We start from the raw sequence: 17,790 nt of genomic DNA, 5'->3' as shown, positions 1-17,790 counted from the left end.
CCGTGGACCCCGCCGCACCCCTCGACCGGCCCGGGCCGGGTCCCCTCCTCACCGAGGCGGACCTGCTCGGGCCGGTGGACGTGGTCGCTCCCGCGCTGCTGGGCTGCTGGGTGGTCACCGACCGCCCGGAGGGCCGGGTGGCGCTGCGGCTGACCGAGGTGGAGGCCTACTCGGGCGCCGGGGAGGACCCCGCCTCGCACGCCCACCGCGGGCCCACCCCCCGGGCGGCGATCATGTTCGGTCCGCCCGGCCGGCTGTACGTGTACTTCAGCTACGGCGTGCACTGGTGCGCCAACGTCGTCGTCGGGCCGGCGGGCCGGGGTTCGGCGGTGCTGATGCGGGCCGGCGAGGTCGTGCTGGGGGAGTCCCTGGCCCGGGCCCGCCGTCCGGCCGCCCGTCCGGCGCGCGACCTGGCCCGCGGCCCGGCCCGGCTCACCCAGGCGCTGGCCATCGGCCCGGACGACCGCGGTGCGGACCTGCTGTCGGCCGACTCCACCGTCCGGCTGCACCGGGGGACGGCGCCGGGCTCCGTCTCCGCCGGACCCCGGGTGGGGATCAGCCAGGCCACCGACCTGCCGTGGCGGTTCTGGGCTCCCGGTGAGCCCTCGGTCAGCGTCTTCCGGGCGGGTGGCAAGCCGCGACGGGGGAGCGCCGGGCAGGATGGACGCCCGTGACCGTCTCCACCAGCCCTGCCTCATCCGCCGGCGCGTCCCCCTCCGCCGGGGTCGTCGACGAGCTGCACCGCCGGGGGCTCATCGCCCAGAGCACCGACGAGGAGGCGCTGCGCGCGCACCTGGCGGAGGGACCGGTCACCTACTACTGCGGCTTCGACCCGACCGCGGCGTCGCTGCACGTCGGGCACCTCGTGCAGTTCATGGTGCTGCGGGCCCTGCAGCGGGCCGGGCACCAGCCGATCGTGCTGGTCGGCGGTGCGACCGGGCTCATCGGTGACCCCCGGCCCTCAGCGGAGCGCCAGCTCAACGACCGGGAGACCGTCGCCGGGTGGGTGCAGCGCATCCGCGACCGGGTGGCGCCCTTCCTGGACCTACCGGCCGAGCGGGAGGGGCTGCGGGCACCGATCTACGTGGACAACCTCGACTGGACGGCGCCGCTGTCGGCCATCGACCTCCTGCGTGACCTCGGCAAGCACTTCCGGGTCAACCGGATGCTGGCCAAGGAGGCCGTGTCCGCCCGGCTGAACTCCGAGGCCGGGATCAGCTACACCGAGTTCAGCTACCAGATCCTGCAGGCCAACGACTACCGCGAGCTGCACGAGCGCTACGGCTGCACGCTGCAGAGCGGCGGGTCCGACCAGTGGGGGAACATCACCGCCGGCAGCGACCTGGTGCGCCGGACGACGGGGGCGTCGGTGCACGCGCTCGGGACCCCGCTGATCACCACGTCCGACGGCGCGAAGATCGGCAAGACCGAGGGCGCCACGGTGTGGCTGGACCCCGAGCTGACGAGCCCCTACGCATTCTTCCAGTACTGGCTCACCATCGACGACGTCGACGCCCGCGCCTGGCTGCCGCTGTTCAGCGAGCGCCCCGCCGAGGAGATCGAGGCGCTGCTCGCCGAGTCGCTGGAGCGGCCCGCCGCCCGGGCCCCGCAGCGGGCGCTGGCCGAGGAGCTCACCCTCCTGGTGCATGGTCCCGACGAGCTGCGCCAGGCCGAGGCGGCCGGGCGGGCGCTGTTCGGCCGGGCGGAGCTCACCGAGCTCGACCCGGCCACCCTGGCGGCCGCCCTCACCGAGGCCGGCGCCGTGGAGGTCGCGGACCCCGACGTCCCGCTGTCCTCGCTGCTGCAGACGGCGGGGCTGGCGTCGTCGCTGAGCGAGGCGCGCCGGACGGTCAAGGAGGGCGGTGCCTACCTGAACAACGCGCGGGTCAGCGACGCCGACGCCCGCCCGGCACCGGAGGACTGGTTGCCGGGCGGCTGGCTGGTGCTCCGCAAGGGCCGCCGCACCGTGGTCGGCGTGCGCCGCCTCGACGGGGGAGGACCCGCCTGACCCGGTCCCCGGGGGCCGCCGATGGGGCCGGGCGCCGTGTGAACGGCGTGTGTCCGGGGCGTTCCGGGCAGGTGGCGCGCGTCACCGCTGACGCGGTTTGACACGGTGCTCCCAGCCACGTAACTTTCTCTCTGCGCCGGGGACGACCGCGAGGCCGGACCCGGGCGCCGAAGCGAGACAACACAAGCCACGGACGAAGCCCGCGAGGGTCGGCTTCCGTGCGCGTCCGCTCCTTGAGAACTCAACAGCGTGCCGAAAGTCAGTGCCAAGTAACAAGTCCCTGTCCGGGCCCTTTTTGGGGGTCTGGTGGGTTCCTTTGGTTGATTGACGAGAGTGCCAACTCTTGGTCTCAGCCGTGATCAAGTTCATCTACGGAGAGTTTGATCCTGGCTCAGGACGAACGCTGGCGGCGTGCTTAACACATGCAAGTCGAGCGAGGCCCGCTCTTCGGGGTGGTGCCCTAGCGGCGAACGGGTGAGTAACACGTGGGCAACCTGCCCTCAGCTCTGGGATAACTCCAAGAAATTGGTGCTAATACCGGATGTGACCGCTGACCGCATGGTCTGGTGGTGGAAAGATTCATCGGCTGAGGATGGGCCCGCGGCCTATCAGCTTGTTGGTGGGGTGATGGCCTACCAAGGCGACGACGGGTAGCCGGCCTGAGAGGGTGACCGGCCACACTGGGACTGAGACACGGCCCAGACTCCTACGGGAGGCAGCAGTGGGGAATATTGCGCAATGGGCGAAAGCCTGACGCAGCGACGCCGCGTGGGGGATGACGGCCTTCGGGTTGTAAACCTCTTTCAGTAGGGACGAAGCGGAAGTGACGGTACCTACAGAAGAAGCACCGGCCAACTACGTGCCAGCAGCCGCGGTAATACGTAGGGTGCAAGCGTTGTCCGGAATTATTGGGCGTAAAGAGCTCGTAGGCGGTCTGTCGCGTCGGCTGTGAAAACCCGAGGCTCAACCTCGGGCCTGCAGTCGATACGGGCAAACTAGAGTGTTGCAGGGGAGACTGGAATTCCTGGTGTAGCGGTGAAATGCGCAGATATCAGGAGGAACACCGGTGGCGAAGGCGGGTCTCTGGGCAACAACTGACGCTGAGGAGCGAAAGCGTGGGGAGCGAACAGGATTAGATACCCTGGTAGTCCACGCCGTAAACGTTGGGCGCTAGGTGTGGGGGCCATTCCACGGTCTCCGTGCCGCAGCTAACGCATTAAGCGCCCCGCCTGGGGAGTACGGCCGCAAGGCTAAAACTCAAAGGAATTGACGGGGGCCCGCACAAGCGGCGGAGCATGTTGCTTAATTCGATGCAACGCGAAGAACCTTACCTAGGCTTGACATGCACGGAAATCTGTCAGAGATGGCAGGTCCTTTTAGGGTCGTGCACAGGTGGTGCATGGTTGTCGTCAGCTCGTGTCGTGAGATGTTGGGTTAAGTCCCGCAACGAGCGCAACCCTCGTTCTATGTTGCCAGCACGTGATGGTGGGGACTCATAGGAGACTGCCGGGGTCAACTCGGAGGAAGGTGGGGATGACGTCAAATCATCATGCCCCTTATGTCTAGGGCTGCAAACATGCTACAATGGCCGGTACAAAGGGCTGCGATACCGTGAGGTGGAGCGAATCCCAAAAAGCCGGTCTCAGTTCGGATTGGGGTCTGCAACTCGACCCCATGAAGTTGGAGTCGCTAGTAATCGCAGATCAGCAACGCTGCGGTGAATACGTTCCCGGGCCTTGTACACACCGCCCGTCACGTCACGAAAGTCGGTAACGCCCGAAGCCGGTGGCCCAACCCCTTGTGGGAGGGAGCCGTCGAAGGCGGGATCGGCGATTGGGACGAAGTCGTAACAAGGTAGCCGTACCGGAAGGTGCGGCTGGATCACCTCCTTTCTAAGGAGCACTGGCCGCCACACTGTGTGTGGTGGTCCAGAGCCACGCCCAGGCCGGGAAGGTCCCCACAGTGGTGGGGGCCTCGGGTGTCTGGGGTGGAGCTCGAGGGTGGAACGCTGACCAGTTCGGCCGCCGGCTCATGTCTGGTGCCTAGTACGGCTGCCCTCTCGGGGGTGGCGGGGAACGGGATCGGGGTGGGGTGGTGGTGGTAGGCACGCTGTTGGGTCCTGAGGGAACGGGCCGGCCCCGAGGTTGGGGTCGGGTTGTTGGCCTCGTGGAGGGTCTCATGCTCGTCGTACCGCCCGGTGTCCTGTTGTGGGGTCCGGGGCTGGCGGTGGGGGTTGTGGGGCGACTTCCCGTTCTTTGAGAACTGCACAGTGGACGCGAGCATCTTGTTAGCAATTTTGTAGGCGTGTTTGTGTGGCCAAGTTTTTAAGGGCGCACGGTGGATGCCTTGGCACCAGGAGCCGATGAAGGACGTAGGAGGCTGCGATAAGCCTCGGGGAGCTGTCAACCGAGCGTTGATCCGAGGATTTCCGAATGGGGGAACCCCGCACCAGTCATGTGGTGTGACCCGCGCTTGAACACATAGGGCGTGTGGAGGGAACGTGGGGAAGTGAAACATCTCAGTACCCACAGGAAGAGAAAACAACCGTGATTCCGTGAGTAGTGGCGAGCGAAAGCGGATGAGGCTAAACCGATCGCATGTCAAGCCGGCAGGCGTTGTGTGGTCGGGGTCGTGGGACGATCCAGATGGTTCTGCCGAACTGTCGGGGAGTCAGAAAAGACGCGTGTTAGTGGAAGGCCTCTGGAAGGGGTCGCCGTAGAGGGTGAGAGCCCCGTACACGAAAACCGTGTCTCTCCCGGGTTGTATCCCAAGTAGCACCGAGCCCGTGAAATTCGGTGTGAATCTGGCGGGACCACCCGCTAAGCCTAAATACTCCCTGGTGACCGATAGCGGACAAGTACCGTGAGGGAAAGGTGAAAAGTACCCCGGGAGGGGAGTGAAATAGTACCTGAAACCGTGTGCCTACAAGCCGTGAGAGCCTTATGCGCACTTTGTGCGTGGGGGTGATTGCGTGCCTTTTGAAGAATGAGCCTGCGAGTTAGTGGTACGTGGCGAGGTTAACCCGTGTGGGGTAGCCGTAGCGAAAGCGAGTCCGAACAGGGCGCCTGAGTCGCGTGCTCTAGACCCGAAGCCGAGTGATCTACCCATGGCCAGGTTGAAGCGCGGGTAAGACCGCGTGGAGGACCGAACCCACCAGGGTTGAAAACCTGGGGGATGAGCTGTGGGTAGGGGTGAAAGGCCAATCAAACTCGGTGATAGCTGGTTCTCCCCGAAATGCATTTAGGTGCAGCGTCACGTGTTTCTTGCCGGAGGTAGAGCACTGGATGGCCGAGGGGCCCCACAAGGTTACTGACGTCAACCAAACTCCGAATGCCGGTAAGTGAGAGCGTGGCAGTGAGACTGCGGGCGATAAGGTTCGTAGTCGAGAGGGAAACAGCCCAGATCATCAGCTAAGGCCCCTAAGCGTGTGCTAAGTGGAAAAGGATGTGGAGTCGCAGAGACAACCAGGAGGTTGGCTTAGAAGCAGCCATCCTTGAAAGAGTGCGTAATAGCTCACTGGTCAAGTGATTCCGCGCCGACAATGTAGCGGGGCTCAAGCACACCGCCGAAGCTATGGCACTCCCACATGTCCTGTCCGGAACCTTTCGGGTTCTGGGCCAGGGGTGGGGGTGGGTAGGGGAGCGTCGTGTGGCGGTGGAAGCGGCGGAGTGATCCAGCCGTGGACGCCACACGAGTGAGAATGCAGGCATGAGTAGCGAAAGGGGAGTGAGAAACTCCCCCGCCGGATGACCAAGGGTTCCTGGGCCAGGCTAATCCGCCCAGGGTGAGTCGGGACCTAAGGCGAGGCCGACAGGCGTAGTCGATGGACAACGGGTTGATATTCCCGTACCCGCGAAAGAACGCCCATGCTGGACCCAGCGATACTAACCATCCGATGCTCCGTGATGTCCTTCGGGATGATCGGGGTTGAGCGTGGGACCTGGACTGGTAGTAGGCAAGCGATGGGGTGACGCAGGAAGGTAGTCCTACCGGTGAGTGGTAGTACCGGTGCAAGGGTGTGGCCCGTGAGGTAGGTAAATCCGCCTTGCATGTGGGTGAGGCCTGACGCATAGCCGATTGAGGCGAATTGGATGATCCTATGCTGCCGAGAAAAGCCTCTAGCGAGTTCTTAGCGGCCCGTACCCCAAACCAACTCAGGTGGTCAGGTAGAGAATACCGAGGCGATCGAGCGAACTGTGGTTAAGGAACTCGGCAAAATGCCCCCGTAACTTCGGGAGAAGGGGGGCCATCTGCTGTGACCGCACGTGCTGCGGGTAGCGGTGGGTGGCCGCAGAGACCAGTGAGAAGCGACTGTTTACTAAAAACACAGGTCCGTGCGAAGTCGAAAGACGATGTATACGGACTGACGCCTGCCCGGTGCTGGAACGTTAAGGGGACGGGTTAGCTGCTTACGCGGCGAAGCTCAGAACTCAAGCGCCAGTAAACGGCGGTGGTAACTATAACCATCCTAAGGTAGCGAAATTCCTTGTCGGGTAAGTTCCGACCTGCACGAATGGCGTAACGACTTCTCAGCTGTCTCAACCACAGGCTCGGCGAAATTGCACTACGAGTAAAGATGCTCGTTACGCGCGGCAGGACGGAAAGACCCCGGGACCTTCACTACAGCTTGATATTGGTGTTCGGTTCGGCTTGTGTAGGATAGGTGGGAGACTGTGAAGCGGGCACGCCAGTGTCGGTGGAGTCGTCGTTGAAATACCACTCTGGTCGAATTGGATGTCTAACTTGGGTCCGTGATCCGGATCAGGGACAGTGTCAGGTGGGTAGTTTAACTGGGGCGGTTGCCTCCTAAAATGTAACGGAGGCGCCCAAAGGTTCCCTCAGCCTGGTTGGCAATCAGGTGTTGAGTGCAAGTGCACAAGGGAGCTTGACTGCGAGACCGACGGGTCGAGCAGGAGCGAAAGCTGGGACTAGTGACCCGGCACCGGCATGTGGAAGCGGTGTCGCTCAACGGATAAAAGGTACCCCGGGGATAACAGGCTGATCTTCCCCAAGAGTCCATATCGACGGGATGGTTTGGCACCTCGATGTCGGCTCGTCGCATCCTGGGGCTGGAGTAGGTCCCAAGGGTTGGGCTGTTCGCCCATTAAAGCGGTACGCGAGCTGGGTTTAGAACGTCGTGAGACAGTTCGGTCCCTATCCGCCGCGCGCGTAAGAGACTTGAGAAGGGCTGTCCCTAGTACGAGAGGACCGGGACGGACGAACCTCTGGTGTGCCAGTTGTTCCGCCAGGAGCACTGCTGGTTGGCTACGTTCGGCAGGGATAACCGCTGAAAGCATCTAAGCGGGAAGCCTGCTTCAAGATGAGGTCTCTCACCCACTTGATGGGGTAAGGCCCCCGCCCAGACCAGCGGGTTGATAGGCCGGAAGTGGAAGCGTAGTGATACGTGGAGCTGACCGGTACTAATAGGCCGAGGGCTTGACCACACACCCAACATGTCCTGCGAAGTGTGTTCACCAAGATTTGTCGCGTCCACTGTGCGGTTCTGAAGGTACGGGACCAGCTGTCCCGACCCGCCCCTCAGGTACTTCGGTGCCCTCGGGGGTGGGGTTGACATCTTCACAGTGTTACGGCGGTCATGGCGAAAGGGAAACGCCCGGTCTCATTCCGAACCCGGAAGCTAAGCCTTTCAGCGCCGATGGTACTGCCCGGGGGACCGGGTGGGAGAGTAGGACGCCGCCGGACATCCTTTCGAAACGGGGGTCGGAGCCATGTGCTCCGGCCCCCGTTTTCGTCGTTTGTCCAGGACGTCGACCGACCGGTGTGCCTCATTCGTGCGCGCCTCGGGGGCCGACACCGCTCAGGTGCTCCCGGTGGGTGCATGCCGATGACCAGTGAGGTACAGAAGACATGACCACTCCGCGACGCGGTACAGGCGGACCCGACCGGGGCCGGGGTTCCAGCGGGGCGCCGCGCGGCGGGCCCGGTGGACCTCGTCAGGGCGGGGCCGGCCGACCGGCCCGGCCGGCGGGGCACCGCGGTTCCAGGCCGACCCCTGAGGGCTGGGGCGGGTCCCATTCGTCACGTGACGACCGGTCGCCCCGAGCCGATGGACCGCGCGGGGGAGGCCAGGACCGCCGCCCGTCCGACGGTCGGGCCCAGGGGGGCCGTCCGCAGGGTGACCGGCCGGCGTGGCAGGACCGCCGCCCGTCCGGCGACCGTCCGCAGCGCCCGCAGGGCGACCGTCCGGCGCGTCCGCAGGGCGACCGTCCGGGCTGGCAGGACCGCCGCCCGTCCGACGATCGGGCCCAAGGGGGACGTCCGCAGGGTGACCGGCCGGCGTGGCAGGACCGCCGCCCGTCCGGTGACCGTCCGCAGCGCCCGCAGGGCGGCGGTCCGGCGCGTCCGCAGGGCGACCGCCCGAGCTGGCAGGACCGTCGCCCGTCCGGTGACCGGCCGCAGCGTCCGCAGGGGGATCGTCCGGCGCGTCCGCAGGGCGACCGCCCGAGCTGGCAGGACCGCCGCCCCACCGGTGACCGTCCGCAGGGCGGGCGCTCCTCGGGTGACCGGCCCGCCTGGCAGGACCGTCGCCCGTCCGGTGACCGGCCGCAGCGCCCGCAGGGGGATCGCCCGGCGCGTCCGCAGGGTGACCGTCCGGGCTGGCAGGACCGCCGCCCGTCCGGTGACCGGCCGCAGCGCCCGCAGGGTGACCGTCCGGCGTGGCAGGACCGCCGTCCCTCGGGCGACCGCCCGCAGCGTCCGCAGGGTGACCGTCCGGCGTGGCAGGACCGCCGCCCCTCCGGCGACCGCCCCCAGCGTCCGCAGGGTGACCGTCCGAGTTGGCAGGACCGCCGCCCCACCGGCGACCGCCCCCAGCGTCCGCAGGGTGACCGTCCGGCGTGGCAGGACCGCCGTCCCGGCGGCGGGCGTCCCACCGACTCCGTCGCGGACCGGCGACCCAGCGGACCGGAGCTGCCGGAGTGGGCAGACGGACGCGAGCTGGACCCCGCGGTCCGCACTGCGCTGCGTGGGCTGGACTCACGGAACGCCGACATCGTCGGCCGGCACCTCGTCGCGGCCGGCGGACTCGTGGACGAGGACCCGGAGCTCGCCCTCCAGCACGCCCGGGCCGCTCGCGACCGGGCCTCCCGCATCGCCGTCGTCCGGGAGGCCGTCGGCGTGGCCGCCTACCACGCCGGCGACTACGCCGAGGCCGGACGGGAACTGCGCGCCTACCGCCGGATGAGCGGGGACGAGAGCTACCGCGCGGTCCTCGCCGACTGCGAGCGCGCCCTCGGACGTCCCGCCAGCGCCCTGCGACTGGTGCAGGAGGCACTGGCCGCGAACCCGGACACCGACGAGACGGTGGAACTGCGCCTGGTGGAGGCCGGTGCCCGGCAGGACCTGGGGGAGCTGCCGGCCGCTCTGCTCGTCCTCGAGGCAGCCCTCGGCGGGCGTCCCACCCCAGGCGGTCTCAGCGGTGCCGACCTCGGGCAGCTCCGGCTGGCCACCGCCTACGCCGACCTCCTCGAGGAGCAGGGCAGGGGCGAGCAGGCCGCCGAGTGGTTCGGGGCCATCGCCGCGGCGGACCCCGACGACCTCACCGGCATCTCGAGCCGCTTCGAGGACGACGAGGACGACGAGGACGCGGACGACCAGGTGGTCGGCGAGCAGGACACCGGGGACGTCGACGCGGCCACCGTCGCGGACACCGGCGACGAGGAGTCGGTCGACCACGAGCCGTCGGACGATCCCGCCGCCCTGGGCGAGGAGGCCGACCCCGACGACATCGAGGCCGAGGTGGCCGAACTGCTCGGCGAGGCGCCCCCCTCCAGGGCCGCGCTCGAGTTCGACCACAGCCGCCTCTTCCAGGAGGCCCCCGGGCCGACGGCGGACGGGTCCGAGCCGGACGAGCACCAGCCACCGACAGTCTGACCGGCCCTCTCCACATCGGCCGGCGCCGTCCACAGATGCCGGACGGCGCTGGCCGGGCCCCCGGGCCCGGGCGACGCTGCTCCCATGAGCCTGGCAGTCATCGACCGGAACGACGTCGTCCTGCGCGGACGGCTGTCGGCGTCCCCCGAGCTCCGGACGCTGCCCAGCGGCGACACCTTCCTGGTGTTCAAGCTGGTCGTGCGTCGGGAGAGCCCGCGCCCGCGCGGGCCCAAGAGCGACGTCATCACCTGCGTCAGCCTGCTGCCCGCCGTGCAGCGGTACGCAGCGGCCTGGGCGGCCGACGACGTGGTCGAGGTCGAGGGAGCGCTGCAGCGCCGCTTCTGGCGCACACCCAGCGGCACCGCTGTCGCCTACGAGGTCAACTGCCGGCGCGGCCGCAAGGTCGGCCGTCCGGGCCAGCGCTCACCGCGGTCGGCGTGACCGCACCAGGTGGCCGGTCAGCCCTCGTGCGGGCGCAGGACGAGACCGGTCCGGGGCTTGGGGACGAACAGCGTGGACTTGCGGGGCATCCGGGCGCCGGCCCGGGCGACCGCCGCCACGTCCGTGGGCGAGGGCGACCGCAGCAGGACGGCGACCCCCGCGCGCTCCCGGGCCAGCCGCAGCGCCTCCTCGACGTCGTGGGCGATGAGCACCGAGTCGGGGTCGTCGCGGCGCCCCCACAGCCGGTCGAACAGGCCGTGATGGGCCAGTACGACGTCCAGCCCCCGCCAGGCCGCCGGCGCCTCCGCGGGGACGGCCTCGCGCACCGCGGCCGAGGGCCCGGACAGCTCCACCAGCCGGGAGCCGTCGGTCACCAGGAAGCTGCCGCGACCGCCGGCCGCCGCCCAGGCGTGGACCAGGCCGCGGGGGTCGCCGCCGGGCACGTCCAGGTTCCGCACGACGAAGCCGGCCCGCGACCGCTCCACCGCGGTGTCGAGCGTGAGGTCCGGGACGACCCGGTGGATCGCCTGCAGCCGGAGCCCTCCCGGTCCCATCGGCGTGAGCAGGGCCAGCACCGCCCCGGCGTCCGGCGAGCCGTCGCGCTGGTGCTCCCGTGCCGCGGCGAAACGGTGGTGCCCGTCGGCGATGACGGCGCGGGTGCCGGCGAAGGCCGCGCCGAGCCCTGCCAGCAGTTCCGGGTCGGTGACCCGCCAGAGCCGGTGCCGGACGCCGTCGGGGTCGGCCACCTCCAGGGTCGGTGCGCCGGTGACCGCCGTCCGGGTCAGCACGGCGATCCCGTCGTCGGGGTCGTGTGCCAGCACGATCGGCTCCAGGTCCGTGCCGGTGGCGGCGAGCAGCGCCCGCCGCCCCTCGACCGCCGGGGCGAACGTGTCCTCGTGCGGCAGCACCGCCGTCGACCCCGGGCGGGGGAGGGCGACCGCGCCCAGCCAGCCGGTCGTCGGCTCCCCGTCGGGCGGTGCCATCTCGTAGCGCCACAGCGCCGGCGCCGGCTCACGCACCAGCACCCCCTCGGCGAGCCACTCCCGCAGGGTCGCCGAGGCCAGCTCCGCCGACCGCCGGCCGCGGGCGGCCCGGTCACCGGGCGGCCCGTCGGCGAGGTCCACGTGCGGCAGGATCAGGCGGACGACGTTGTGCGGATCGGTCCCGGCCAGCCGCTCCCGGCCGGCCGCGCTGACCAGGTCGTAGGCCGGGGAGCTGACCCGGGCGAGCCGCTCCGCGTCGTGCGCGGCATAGGTCAGTGCCCGGAACGGCCGGACGTCCAGCCCGGTCGACCGCGGGAGCGGGGCATCCACCGGCGACTCGGGCACGGTGCCGATGGTAGGTGGGGGGCCGGGAGGCGGTCGTCGGCGGACGGGCGGCGCGCGGGTCCGGCACCCGCCGTGGTGCGATCGCCCGGTGACCTCCTCCTCCGCGACCCGCGCCGGCTCCCCCGGATGACCGCCGATCGTCCGCTGCCCCTCGCCACCGGTACGGCGCGACCGCCGACCGAGGCGTTCGACGTCGCCCTGCTGGACCTCGACGGGGTCGTGTACGTCGGGCCGGCCGCGGTCCCCGGTGTGCCCGAGGCGCTGGCGGCCGCCCGCCGGGACGGCATGCGTCTGGGGTTCGTGACCAACAACGCGTCGCGCACGCCGGAGGAGGTCGCCGGCCACCTGACCGAGCTGGCGGTGCCGGCCGGGCCCGAGGACGTCATCACCAGCTCCCAGGCCGCTGCCTCGGTGGTCGCCGGCCTGCTCGGCATCGGTGCCCGGGTGCTCGCCGTCGGGGGCCCCGGCGTCGCCGCGGCGCTCACCGCGGCCGGGCTGACCGTGGTCGACCGGGCCGAGGACGAGCCGGCCGCCGTCGTCCAGGGGTACGGGCCGTCGGTCGGCTGGGCCCAGCTGGCCGAGGCCGTCGTCGCCGTCCGCCGGGGCGCCCGGCACGTGGCCACCAACACCGACGCGACCATCCCCTCGCCGCGGGGGGTCCTGCCGGGCAACGGCGCCATGGTCGGGGTGGTCAGCACCGTGACCGGGCAGGCGCCGCTGGTGACCGGCAAGCCGGACCCGGCGATGCACGCCGAGTGCGTCCGCCGCACCGGGGCCCGGCGTCCCCTCGTGGTCGGCGACCGGCTGGACACCGACATCGAGGGCGCCCGGCGTGCCGGCGCGGCCAGCCTGCTGGTGCTGTCCGGCGTCGCCGGCCCCGCCGATCTGCTCGCCGCCGGCCCGGACCACCGTCCCGACCTGCTCGCCGCCACCGCCGCCGGCCTGCTGACCGCGCACCCAGCGGTCCTGCCGGACGGCCCGGCATGGCGGTGCGGGTCGTGGGCGGCGCACGCCGACGGGAACGGGACGATCGGCCTCACCCACCCCGGCCCGGCCGGCGGGGTGGACGGCGGCGCAGACGACGGCGGGGACGGGCTGGACGGGCTGCGGGCACTGGCCGTCGCGCACTGGTCGCACACCGGGGACCAGGCGCGGCCGGCGAGGGTCCGGGCCGGGGACGACCCCGCCGGGCAGGTCCTCGCCGGCTGGGGGCTCACCCCACGATGACCGGCGCCGGCGTCCCCGGGCGGCAGCGGCCCGTCCCCGGGGTCGCGCCCGCGGGCCGCCGGTCGGCCGGCGTCGGGTCAGAGCATCGAGCGCAGCCGGAGCATGTCGCGCAGGCCGGCCTCCAGCTTGACCCGCCCGCTGGCCCACGCCGGCGCGAACGACAGCGAGCCCGCCGTCAGGGCGAGCAGGTCGTCGCTGCTCATGGTCAGCCGGATGTCGGCCTTGGGCGCCGCCGGCTCGTCGGGCACGGCGGTCAGGCCGTGCACCGACCCGCTGGCCAGCCGGCCGTGGACCAGCTGTCCCAGGTCGGTCAGCCGGCAGGAGACGGTGCGGTCCAATCCCCGCGCGCCGTCCGACGCGGCCAGCCGGCCGACGAAGCCCTCCAGGGCGGTCATGCACTGCTCGAGCGTCGCCACGTGCGGGTGCCTCCTCCGGCGGACCGGTCGCGGACAGGGCGTCCGCGAGGTCGGACCGGGACGCTACCGCCCGGCCCGGCCGCCCCGTCACGCGGCGACGGCCGGCACGTGCCCGCCGTCGCCCGGTGCCCGGCGTCCGCCCGGAGCGGGGCGGCTCGGGCGGCGCCGGCCCGGCCCCGGCGCGACCGTGCGGTGTCGGCTGCGGCCGGTAGCCTCGGAGGAGCCGCACCCCGGCGCTGTCCAGCCCACGAACCCCGGAGGAGGACCCGTGACCGCACCCCGGCCGACCCCTCCGGTGCCCGGCCCTCCCACGGCCGCGGTGCCGGCCGGAGCAGCCCAGGCGGACCCCTTCGCCGGGCTGACCGACCGACCGGTGGCCGAGCACGTGGCCGTCTTCGAGGCCGAGCACGACCGGCTGCAGCGCGAGCTGTCGACCGTCGACCAGCTCTGATGGCCCGACGCAGCCGGCTCGACGCCGAGCTCGTGCGCCGTGGCCTGGCCCGGTCGCGGGAGGACGCCGTCAGCCTCATCGCCGAGGGCCGGGTGCTGGTGTCCGGCCGGGAGGCCACCAAGCCCGCCACCGGGGTGGAGGCCGGCACGCCGGTGCTCGTCCGCAGCGACCCGGACCAGCCCCGCTGGGTCAGCCGCGGGGCCCACAAGCTGCTCGGCGCCCTGGAGGCCTTCCCGGTCACGGTGGACGGCCGGCGCGCCCTGGACGCGGGCGCCTCCACCGGCGGGTTCACCGAGGTGCTGCTCCGCCGCGGAGCCCGCGAGGTCGTCGCCGTCGACGTCGGCTACGGGGAGCTCGCCTGGTCCCTGCGCACCGACGACCGGGTCGCCGTCCACGAGCGCACCAACGTCCGCGACCTCCGCCCGGAGGCGATCGGCGGGCCGGTGGACCTGGTGGTGGCCGACCTGTCCTTCATCTCCCTGCGCCTGGTGCTGCCCGCGCTCGCCGCCTGCGCCACGCCGGACTCGGACCTGCTGCCGATGGTCAAGCCGCAGTTCGAGGTCGGCCGCGACCGGCTCGGCGCCGGGGGGGTCGTCCGCGACCCGGCGCTGCGCGCGGACGCCGTCCTCACCGTCGCGCGGGCCGCTGCCGGCTCCGGCTGGGGGACCGCCGGCGTGGTGGCCAGCCCGCTGCCCGGGCCGGCGGGCAACGTGGAGTTCTTCCTGTGGCTGCGGCGCGACGCGCCGGGCCCGGAGCCCGCCGACGTCGAGCGGGCGGTCCAGGAGGGTCCGCGGTGACCGCGGACCCGCGGTCGTCCGGCACAGCCGCGTCGGGCACCGGCCCGACGGGCGCCAGCGAGGAGGACACGTGAGCGAGTGCAGCTCGTCGCCGTCGGAGCAGACGACCCGCCGGGTGCTGCTGGCCGTGCACACCGGCCGGGCCGACATCGTCGACCTGGCCCGGGCCGCCGCGGCCCGGCTCGGCAAGGCCAACATCCTGGTGCGGGTGCTGGAGGACGAGGCGGCCGCCCTCGCCATCCCCGACGCCGAGGTGTGCGAGTTCGGTCCCCGGGCGGCGCTGGACGTCGAGATCGTGCTGGTCCTCGGCGGCGACGGGACCTTCCTGCGGGCCGCCGAGCTGGCCCGGCCGACCGACGCCGCGCTGGTCGGGGTCAACCTCGGGCGGGTCGGCTTCCTGGCCGAGACCGAGCCGGAGACGGTCGAGGACATGCTCAGCGCCGTCGAGCACTGCCGCTACGAGGTGGAGGAGCGGCTGACCATCGAGGCCGCGGTCCTCGACGGCGACGGCCGGCGGGTGGGCGGCACCTGGGCCCTCAACGAGGTGTCGGTGGAGAAGGCCGAGCGCTCCCGGGTGCTCGACGTCGTGCTGGCGATCGACGACCACCCGCTGACCAGCTTCGGCTGCGACGGGGTGCTGTGTGCCACCCCCACCGGCTCCACCGCCTACGCGTTCTCCGCCGGTGGCCCGGTGGTCTGGCCCGACGTCGACGCGCTGCTGGTCGTCCCCACCAACGCCCACGCCCTCTTCGCCCGGCCGCTGGTGACCTCGCCGTCCTCGGTGCTGACCGTCGCCGTGCCGCCGGACGGCAACCGGGCGCGGATCTCCGCCGACGGCCGCCGCACGCTCGACGTCCCCGACGGCGGACGGGTGGAGGTCCGCCGGTCCGACCGGCCGGTCCGCATCGCCCGGGTCAACCCCACGTCCTTCGGTGACCGGCTGGTGGCCAAGTTCGGCCTCCCGGTCCGGGGCTTCCGGGACGCCCGCACGCACGGCCCCGGACACGAGGCACCCCCCGGGTGGCGGAACGTGCTGGAACGGCACATCGCCACCGCCGACGGCATCACGTCCTCCTGGGCCATGGCGGGGGACCGCACCGGGCACCCGCAGGACCAGCAGCGCAGGCAGGAGGGGACCGATGGCGACCCGGACGGCGCGTGACCCCTCGGCGGCGCCCCGGCGACCGGGACGGTCCCGTCCGGCGGCCGGCGAGCCCGCCCCGGCGGGCGGCCGGGCCGCGCAGGACGATCCTGGGGACGACGCCGCGCCGGATCCCGGAGCTGCTGCGGACAGCCCGTCGGGTGCCGGGACCCCCGACGCGCCGCGCAACGGTGCCCTCGCCGAGCTGCACATCCGCGGGCTCGGCGCGATCGACGACGTCACGCTGGAGCTCGGCCGCGGCCTGACCGTGGTGACCGGGGAGACCGGTGCCGGCAAGACCATGGTCGTGACCGGGCTGAGCCTGCTGTTCGGCGGGCGGGCCGACCCCGGCCGGGTCCGCGCGGGCGGGCGGGCCGGCGTGGAGGGGCGGCTGGTGCTCCCCCCGGACTCCCCGGTGTGGGCCCGGGCGGCCGACGCAGGGGCGGAGCCCGACGAGGACGGCACGCTCATCCTCGCCCGCACGGTGAGCTCCGAGGGGCGCTCGCGGGCGCACCTGGGCGGGCGCAGCGTCCCGGTCGGCGTGGTCGCCGAGCTCGCCGAGGACCTGCTGGCCGTGCACGGCCAGACCGACCAGCTGCGCCTCACCCGGCCGGCCGAGCAGCGGCGGGCCCTGGACCGCTACGCCGGTGCCGAGCACCTGGCCCTGCTCGAGGAGCACCGTGCCGCGTACGCGCACTGGCGGCAGCTGGCCGACGACCTGGACCGGCGGCGCAGCCAGGCGCGTGAGCTCGCGCAGACCGCCGACGTGCTGCGGCACGGCCTGGAGGAGATCGCCGCGGTGGCGCCGGAACCGGGAGAGGACGAGGCGCTCGACGCCCAGGCGACCCGGCTCGGGGACGCCGACGCGCTGCGGGCGGCCGCCGACGAGGCCCGGCTGGCGCTCGTCGGTGACGTGACCGGCGAGCTGGGTGGTGGGGGCGAGCCGCCGCAGGACGCCACCACCTCCCTGGCCGTCGCCGAGCGGGCACTGGCTGCCTCGAACGACCCGGCCCTGGTGCTGCTGGCCCGCGACCTCGCCGACGCCGTCGCCGTGGTGTCCGACGTGGCCGGCCAGCTGGCCGGCTACGTCGCCGACCTGGACGCCGACCCGGCCCGGCTCGCCGAGGTGCTGGACCGGCGCGCGGCGCTGACCGCGCTGACCCGGAAGTACGCCGATGCCGGTGCCGGGCTGGCCGGCGTGCTGGCCTGGGCGGCGGACGCCGAGGAACGGCTCGCCCGGCTGGACGTGTCCGACGAGGCGCTGGAGGCGCTGACCGCGGCCCGCGACGCCGCCCGCGCCGAGCTGGCCGAGCTCTCCGCCCGGGTCACCGCCGGCCGGACGGCGGCCGCCGAGGGCTTCGCCGCCGCGGTCGGCGCGGAGCTGGCCGGCCTGGCGATGAAGAACGCGCGGGTGTCCTTCCGGATCGACAGCGACCCGGGGCAGCCCGGACCCGAGGGGGTCGACGAGGTCGCGTTGCTGCTGTCACCGCACCCGGGCGCTCCCGCGCGGCCGGTGCACCGGGGCGCCTCAGGGGGCGAGCTGTCCCGGGTGATGCTCGCCATCGAGGTGGTCTTCGCCGGCGCCGACCCGGTGCCGGTGATGGTCTTCGACGAGGTGGACGCCGGGGTCGGTGGTCAGGCGGCGGGGGAGATCGGCCGGCGGCTCGCCCGGCTGGCCGGCGAGCACCAGGTCGTCGTGGTCACCCACCTGGCGCAGGTCGCCGCGTTCGCCGACACGCACCTGGTCGTCGACAAGGCGCCGGACACCGCCCAGGGCGTCACGGCCACCGACATCCGTGCCGTGGACGGGGAGGACCGGGTCCGGGAGCTCGCCCGGATGCTGTCCGGCCTCGCCGACAGCGACACCGGCCAGGCCCACGCCCGCGAGCTCCTCGCCGTCGCCGCCGACCGGCAGGCCTGAGCCGCCGGTCAGGCCCTCCGCAGCGTCCCGCGGAGGCCCCCGCGCAAGGGCGGGGGGAGTGCCCCTCCGCAGGGTCCCCCGGAAGCCCCGCGCAGGGGTCCGAGGACAGTGGCCCTCCGCAGGGTCCCGCGCCGAGCGTGCGAGGCGTGGGGGGCGGAGGGGTCCTT

The 17,790-nt window shown here is 71.9% G+C and carries 11 protein-coding genes and 3 rRNA genes; 12 read left to right on the top strand and 2 right to left on the bottom strand.

Going from position 1 to position 17,790, the window contains the following annotated elements; genetic code table 11:
- Nucleotides 1–2: 2 nt before the first annotated feature.
- The 7 genes from ACWIX6_RS13265 to ACWIX6_RS13235 all read left to right on the top strand — a co-directional run bounded on the left by ACWIX6_RS13265 (nucleotide 3) and on the right by ACWIX6_RS13235 (nucleotide 10,342).
- Nucleotides 3–674 (top strand): DNA-3-methyladenine glycosylase, encoded by a 672-nt coding sequence (locus ACWIX6_RS13265; protein WP_448612897.1) that lies wholly within the window; start codon nucleotides 3–5, stop codon nucleotides 672–674.
- Nucleotides 671–2,008 (top strand): tyrosine--tRNA ligase, encoded by a 1,338-nt coding sequence (tyrS, locus tag ACWIX6_RS13260; protein WP_448612896.1) that lies wholly within the window; start codon nucleotides 671–673, stop codon nucleotides 2,006–2,008. Before ACWIX6_RS13265 ends, tyrS begins: the two co-directional genes overlap by 4 nt.
- Before the next feature lie 368 nt (nucleotides 2,009–2,376).
- A 16S ribosomal RNA gene (locus tag ACWIX6_RS13255) occupies nucleotides 2,377–3,900 on the top strand.
- Between the two features lie 422 nt (nucleotides 3,901–4,322).
- Nucleotides 4,323–7,452, top strand: a 23S ribosomal RNA gene (locus ACWIX6_RS13250).
- A gap of 142 nt (nucleotides 7,453–7,594) precedes the next feature.
- Nucleotides 7,595–7,711, top strand: a 5S ribosomal RNA gene (gene rrf, locus ACWIX6_RS13245).
- Together the 16S, 23S and 5S rRNA genes form the textbook arrangement of a ribosomal RNA operon.
- A gap of 1,344 nt (nucleotides 7,712–9,055) precedes the next feature.
- Nucleotides 9,056–9,901: a tetratricopeptide repeat protein gene (locus tag ACWIX6_RS13240; RefSeq protein WP_448612895.1), complete on the top strand. Its 846-nt coding sequence runs from the start codon at nucleotides 9,056–9,058 to the stop codon at nucleotides 9,899–9,901.
- A gap of 84 nt (nucleotides 9,902–9,985) precedes the next feature.
- Nucleotides 9,986–10,342 (top strand): single-stranded DNA-binding protein, encoded by a 357-nt coding sequence (locus tag ACWIX6_RS13235; protein WP_448612894.1) that lies wholly within the window; start codon nucleotides 9,986–9,988, stop codon nucleotides 10,340–10,342.
- Nucleotides 10,343–10,359: 17 nt separating this feature from the next.
- On the opposite strand, the gene ACWIX6_RS13230 is transcribed toward ACWIX6_RS13235, so the two are convergent.
- On the bottom strand, nucleotides 10,360–11,670 hold the full coding sequence (locus ACWIX6_RS13230) for a DUF1015 domain-containing protein (RefSeq protein ID WP_448612893.1): 1,311 nt from the start codon (nucleotides 11,668–11,670) through the stop codon (nucleotides 10,360–10,362).
- Between the two features lie 126 nt (nucleotides 11,671–11,796).
- Between ACWIX6_RS13230 and ACWIX6_RS13225 the strand changes: the two genes are divergently transcribed.
- Nucleotides 11,797–12,897: an HAD-IIA family hydrolase gene (locus ACWIX6_RS13225; RefSeq protein WP_448612892.1), complete on the top strand. Its 1,101-nt coding sequence runs from the start codon at nucleotides 11,797–11,799 to the stop codon at nucleotides 12,895–12,897.
- 77 nt (nucleotides 12,898–12,974) lie between these two features.
- Here ACWIX6_RS13225 and ACWIX6_RS13220 read toward each other — a convergent pair whose 3' ends face one another.
- Nucleotides 12,975–13,313, bottom strand: a complete 339-nt coding sequence (locus ACWIX6_RS13220) for a sterol-binding protein (protein WP_448612891.1) — start codon at nucleotides 13,311–13,313, stop codon at nucleotides 12,975–12,977.
- 268 nt (nucleotides 13,314–13,581) lie between these two features.
- On the opposite strand from ACWIX6_RS13220, the gene ACWIX6_RS13215 reads away from it, so the two are divergent.
- From ACWIX6_RS13215 to recN, 4 genes are all read left to right on the top strand, one after another.
- Nucleotides 13,582–13,764 (top strand): hypothetical protein, encoded by a 183-nt coding sequence (locus tag ACWIX6_RS13215; protein ID WP_448612890.1) that lies wholly within the window; start codon nucleotides 13,582–13,584, stop codon nucleotides 13,762–13,764.
- Nucleotides 13,764–14,561 (top strand): TlyA family RNA methyltransferase, encoded by a 798-nt coding sequence (locus tag ACWIX6_RS13210; protein ID WP_448612889.1) that lies wholly within the window; start codon nucleotides 13,764–13,766, stop codon nucleotides 14,559–14,561. Before ACWIX6_RS13215 ends, ACWIX6_RS13210 begins: the two co-directional genes overlap by 1 nt.
- A 70-nt stretch (nucleotides 14,562–14,631) precedes the next feature.
- Nucleotides 14,632–15,723, top strand: a complete 1,092-nt coding sequence (locus ACWIX6_RS13205) for an NAD kinase (protein ID WP_448612888.1) — start codon at nucleotides 14,632–14,634, stop codon at nucleotides 15,721–15,723.
- Nucleotides 15,701–17,623 (top strand): DNA repair protein RecN, encoded by a 1,923-nt coding sequence (gene recN, locus ACWIX6_RS13200; RefSeq protein ID WP_448612887.1) that lies wholly within the window; start codon nucleotides 15,701–15,703, stop codon nucleotides 17,621–17,623. The genes ACWIX6_RS13205 and recN overlap by 23 nt, the downstream gene beginning before the upstream one ends.
- Nucleotides 17,624–17,790 lie beyond the last annotated feature (167 nt).

This window comes from Modestobacter sp. URMC 112 (assembly GCF_053502575.1).
The sequence above is the reverse complement of the archived record's forward strand: the minus strand, read 5'-3'. Positions and strand labels throughout refer to the sequence as shown.

What these genes read in the sequence shown, in the direction of transcription:
- ACWIX6_RS13235 (WP_448612894.1), top strand. Translation starts at nt 9,986, where the DNA reads ATGAGCCTGGCAGTCATCGACCGGAACGACGTCGTCCTGCGCGGACGG.
- ACWIX6_RS13225 (WP_448612892.1), top strand. Translation starts at nt 11,797, where the DNA reads ATGACCGCCGATCGTCCGCTGCCCCTCGCCACCGGTACGGCGCGACCG.
- ACWIX6_RS13210 (WP_448612889.1), top strand. Translation starts at nt 13,764, where the DNA reads ATGGCCCGACGCAGCCGGCTCGACGCCGAGCTCGTGCGCCGTGGCCTG.
- recN (WP_448612887.1), top strand. Translation starts at nt 15,701, where the DNA reads ATGGCGACCCGGACGGCGCGTGACCCCTCGGCGGCGCCCCGGCGACCG.